This is a genomic window from Halomonas sp. BM-2019 (assembly GCF_017584085.1).
In genome coordinates this window covers 3,117,690-3,122,790 of sequence record NZ_CP071922.1, presented here as the reverse complement: position 1 = coordinate 3,122,790, position 5,101 = coordinate 3,117,690, and the positions used below count along the sequence as shown (strand labels likewise).

General features: G+C 69.2%; 3 protein-coding genes. 1 reads left to right on the top strand and 2 read right to left on the bottom strand.

What is annotated here, in order from left to right:
• The first annotated feature begins 101 nt into the window (after positions 1–101).
• Positions 102–1,808: a 2-isopropylmalate synthase gene (gene leuA / locus J5F18_RS15560; protein WP_346302254.1), complete on the top strand. Its 1,707-nt coding sequence runs from the start codon at positions 102–104 to the stop codon at positions 1,806–1,808.
• 139 nt (positions 1,809–1,947) lie between these two features.
• Here leuA and atzF read toward each other — a convergent pair whose 3' ends face one another.
• Positions 1,948–3,771, bottom strand: coding sequence for an allophanate hydrolase (gene atzF, locus J5F18_RS15555; protein ID WP_346299472.1), 1,824 nt, complete (start codon positions 3,769–3,771; stop codon positions 1,948–1,950).
• Positions 3,768–5,101: carboxyltransferase domain-containing protein (locus J5F18_RS15550; protein WP_346299471.1), on the bottom strand; the 1,334-nt coding region annotated here is incomplete at its 5' end. The genes atzF and J5F18_RS15550, both read right to left, overlap by 4 nt.

Here is a 5,101-nt window from a genome sequence, read left to right as displayed (position 1 = left end):
GCTTCGCGACGACGCCCCGACCGGCCCCGGCCCGTCGGGGCGTCGTCGTTTCCGTCTTGCCCACTGACACCGCCGCACCGCCGCCCAGGGAGAACGCCGCCATGATGCTCGACAACCCCGCCACCAAGTACCGCCCCTTCGTCGCCGTGGACCTGCCCGACCGCCAGTGGCCGAACCGGCGCATCGAGACGCCGCCGATCTGGGCCAGCGTCGACCTGCGCGACGGCAACCAGTCGCTGATCGATCCCATGGACCAGGCGCGCAAGCAGCGCTTCTTCGATCTGCTGGTCAAGATCGGCTTCAAGGAGATCGAGGTGGGCTTCCCCTCGGCCTCCCAGACCGACTTCGACTTCGTGCGCTCGCTGATCGAGAACAACCGCATTCCCGATGACGTCACCATCCAGGTGCTGACCCAGGCCCGCGACCATCTGATCGATCGCACCTTCGAGTCCCTCAAGGGGGCGAAGAACGCCATCGTCCACGTCTACAACGCCACCGATCCGGTGTTCCGCCGCGTGGTGTTCAACGTCAGCCAGGAGGAGTGCATCGGCATCGCCGTGGACGCCACCGCGCGCATCAAGCAGCGCATGAGCGAGGCGCCGGAGACCCACTGGACCTTCCAGTACTCCCCGGAGCTCTTCACCACCACGGAGATGGCGTTCGCCAAGGAGGTGGTCGAGGCGGTGATGGCGGCCTACGGCGCCACCGCCGAGAAGCCGATGATCGTCAACCTGCCGGCCACCGTGGAGGCGGCCACGCCCAACAACTACGCCGACCAGGTGGAGTGGTTCTGCCGCAACGTCAAGAACCGCGACGCCCTGATCGTCAGCGTGCACCCCCACAACGATCGCGGCACCGGGGTGGCCGCCGCCGAGCTGACCCTGATGGCGGGCGCCGACCGCGTCGAGGGCACCCTGTTCGGCAACGGCGAGCGCACCGGCAACGTCGATCTCGTCACCCTGGCCATGAACCTCTACACCCAGGGCGTGCACCCGGGCCTCGACTTCTCCAACATCACGCCGATCATGCGCGAGGTGGAGTACTGCAACCAGCTGCCGGTGCACCCGCGCCACCCCTACGTGGGCGACCTGGTGTTCACCGCCTTCTCCGGCTCCCACCAGGACGCCATCAAGAAGGGCATGACCGAGCGCCGCGCCAACCCGGATGCCGTCTGGGAGGTGCCCTACCTGCCCATCGACCCGCTGGACGTGGGCCGCAGCTACGAGGCGGTGATCCGGGTCAACAGCCAGTCCGGCAAGGGCGGGGTCTCCTACCTGCTCGAGCAGGAGCACGGCATCGAGCTGCCGCGCCGGCTCTCCATCGAGTTCAGCCAGGTGGTGCAGGAGGTGGCCGACCGCACGGGCAAGGAGATCACCTCGCAGATGATCTACCAGGCCTTCGCCGACGAGTACCTGGCGCAGACCTCGCCCTATGCGCTGGTCAACCATCGGCTCTCCTCCGAGGCGGAGAGCCCGAGGGTGACCCTGGAGGCGACCATCGAGGAGCACGGCGAGCGGCGCACCATCCAGGGCCAGGGCAACGGCCCGCTGGCGGCCTATATCAGGGCGCTGGGGGCGGCCGGTCATGACGTGGAGATCATCGACTACCACGAGCACTCACGCGGCCAGGGCGCCGACGCCGAGGCGATCGCCTACGTGGAGGTGCGCATCGACGGCAAGGCGGTGTTCGGCGTCGGCACCGACGAGAGCATCACCAGCGCCTCCATGAAGGCGGTGATGAGCGCCATCAACCGTCATGTCTGCACCGCCGAGCCGGCCGCCAACGTGACCGCTGCCACCCTCGCCTGACCGGCGTCCTGTAGAAGCCCGACTTGTCGGGCGATTGGCGCCGCAGGCGCCCGGCGGTGTTGCCCAGAGCCGATGGCTGCCGCCGGGGAGGCCTGCGGCCTCCATCGCCGAAATGTCGGACCACCAATGAATTGGGCTCCTACAGGTGCGTCTTGCTGCCCTCGAGCCAGGCCCGCCAGCCACCGTACTCGGTGACGTCCCGGGCCGGACCTTCCTCATGCAGGGCGCCGGCGGCGCAGATGAAGCCGGTCGTCCACCGGCCATCGGCCAGCTCCACTTGCCCCAGGCCCAGCGGTGCCGGTATGCCGGCCAGGAAGCTGCCCAGGGTCGCCATGGGCAGTCGCCATACCTCTACCTCGATGGCCGCCCCCGAGGCGTCGTCGCGCACCATGGCCGGTCGCGCCGGCGGGCCGCCGGCCAGGGCGTAGAGGCGGTAGCGCGGGGCGCTTTTCGTGGCCTCGACCAGCACGCCGCCGCGCTCGGTGAGCTGGTGATTGAGCGGCAGCCCGTCCAGGTGAGCGCCACACACCACCAGCTCCAGGGCGCCGTCGCGTGCCGGAGAGAGCGGCGGCAGTGGCGGCCGCGCCAGGCCGGTGGCGCCCAGAGGCAGGTCGCGCCGCTCCTCAAGGGCACGGCCTAGGCTCAGCAAGGCTAGATCCTCGAAGGCCTTGCCGAACAGCGTCACCCCCACGGGCAGGCCGCTGTCGGCAAAGCCGATCGGCACCGCCAGCGCGCTGTAGTCGAGCAGGTTCATGAAGTTGGTCCAGGTGCCCAGCCGCGAGTTGATGCCGATGGGGTCGGTGGCCACCTCGGTCTTGGTAGGGTGGGTCACGGTGGTGGGGCAGAGCATCACATCGACCGGCGAGATCAGCGTATCCGCCTGACGCTTGTACTCGGCCAGCTGATAACGGGCGTCGAAGGCGTCCACGGCCAGCGGCGTGGCACCGCCCTGGGTAATCTCGCGGGTGACCGGGTGTACCGCCTCGGGGTCGCCCTCGAGCAGTGCGCGGATGGCGTGGTAGCGTTCCGCCACCCAGGGCCCCTCGTAGAGCAGGCGAGCCGCGGCCAGCAGCGGACTGCAGTCGAGTTCGATCTTTTCGCCCCCCAGCGCCTCCAACTCGGCAATCGCCGCGCGCATGCTGGCGCCGTAGGCCGCATCGGTCTGCCACTGTCCCTCATATGGCACCCCGAAGCGGAAGCGCGCCGGGGCCTGGCCATAGGCCTTGCCGTGGATCGCGAAGTCATGCTGCCGCGACCAGGCGCAGTCGGGATCGAAGGCCGCGGCGATCTCGAGCACCGCTGTGGCGTCATCGGCAGTGAGGGTGAACAGGCTGATGGTGTCCAGGGTGGCACAGGCCGGCACCACGCCGCGGGTGCTGAGCAGCCCCAGGCTCGGCTTGACGCCGAACAGGTTGTGGAAGCAGGCCGGCACCCGGCCGGAGCCGGCGGTGTCGGTGCCCAGGGCGAAGCTCGCCTGGCCGGCGGCGGTGACCACCGCCGAGCCGCTGCTGGAGCCGCCGGGGATGTAAGCGGCGTCGAAGGCGTTCGCCGGTACGCCATAGACTTCCGGGGCGCGCTCGCCGACTAGACCGGTGGCGAACTGATCGAGGTTGGTCTTGCCGAGCGGCAGAGCGCCGGCGTCGATCAGCCGCTGGACCACGAAGGCGCTCTCCTCTGGGGTATAGGAGAAGGCCGGGCAGCCGGCAGTGGTCGGTACCCCGGCCAGATCGATGTTGTCCTTGATGGCGAAGGGGATGCCGAAAAGCGGCAGGCTGTCGGGGGATTCCCCCTCGAGACGCGCCAGATAGGGCTCCAGCTGATCGCGGTCGAGGCGGGTGATCCAGGCGGGGTCATGGCCGCGTGCATCGGCGTCGCCGAGCAGCTGCTCGACCAGTGCGCGGGGGGTCAGTTCGCCTCGGCGATAGGCGGCATGCAGGCTGGCAATGGTAAGTGTGGCGGTCATGCCGTCTTCTCCTCTGCGGGTTCCAGAATCACGATCGGCTGGCCCGGGGCTACCGAGGCTCCCTCCCTCAAGGGCAGGCGCGTCACGCGCCCCGCCTCGGCGGCGGTGATCTCGACTTCCATCTTCATCGACTCCACCAGGGCCACGGCCTGGCCAGCGGCCACCGAGTCGCCCTCGGCGACCAGCAGCTTCCAGAGGCTGCCGGTCACCGGGCTGTCGACGCCAAGCTCATGGTCGTCGAGTTCGGCGGCATCGGCCGCCTGCGGTGCCTGGTCCTCGAAGGTGAACTGGCCGTTGGCCCGCCACTCGGCCATCTCCGCCTGGAAGGCAGCCTCGCGCCGCTCACGGAAGCGGGCGATAGCCCCCGCCTGGCGCTCCAGCTCGGCCTGGTAGTCGGCGAGCCTGAAGCGCGTCGTCTCCACCTCGAGCGGGTAGCGGCCATGGGGGAAATCGCGCCGGATCTGGGCGAGTTCCTCGTGGCTCACCTCGAAGAAGCGCAACTGGTCGAAGAAACGCAGCAGCCAGGGCTGCGCGAAGTGCTCGGTGACCCGATAACGGTTCCACATCTGCAGTGTGCGGCCGACGAACTGGTAGCCGCCGGGCCCCTCCATGCCGTAGACGCAGAGGTAGGCGCCACCGATGCCCACCGAGTTCTCGGCGGTCCAGGTGCGTGCCGGGTTGTACTTGGTGGTGACCAGGCGCTGGCGCGGATCCAGCGGGGTGGCCACCGGCGCGCCCAGATAGACGTCGCCCAGACCCATTACCAGATAGCGGGCATCGAAGACGATGTCGCGCACCTCGCGCTCGTGCTCAAGGCCGTTGATGCGGCGAATGAAGTCCAGGTTGCTGGGGCACCAGGGGGCGTCGGGGCGCACCGAGCGCTGGTACTTGTCGATGGCCTCATGGCAGGCCGGATCGTCCCAGGAGAGCGGCAGGTGCACGACCCGGGACTCGACTTCCAGGGTCTCGACATCGCGCAGCTGGCGCTCGGCCTGGGCGAGGTGGGCGAGCAGGTCGTCGAGGGCCAGCTCGCGTGGCTCGTAGTGCACCTGCAGCGAGCGAATACCGGGCGTGAGCTCGCGTAGCCCCGGCAGCGGATGCTCGCCGAGCCACAGCATCCAGGCATGGACCCGGAAGCGCAGGGCGATATCCAGCTCCATGGCGCCGAACTCGATGAGCAGGAAGTCGTCCCCGGCGCGGCGATAGAGGATGCGCTCGCCGGCCTCCTCGGCGGGCACATCGCGCAGCAGCGGACTGTCGCGCTGCTCGGCAAGGGCAGGAGCTTGGGTAGGGGCAGGGGTGGGAATAGAGTTTGGCTGCGCGGTCAGGT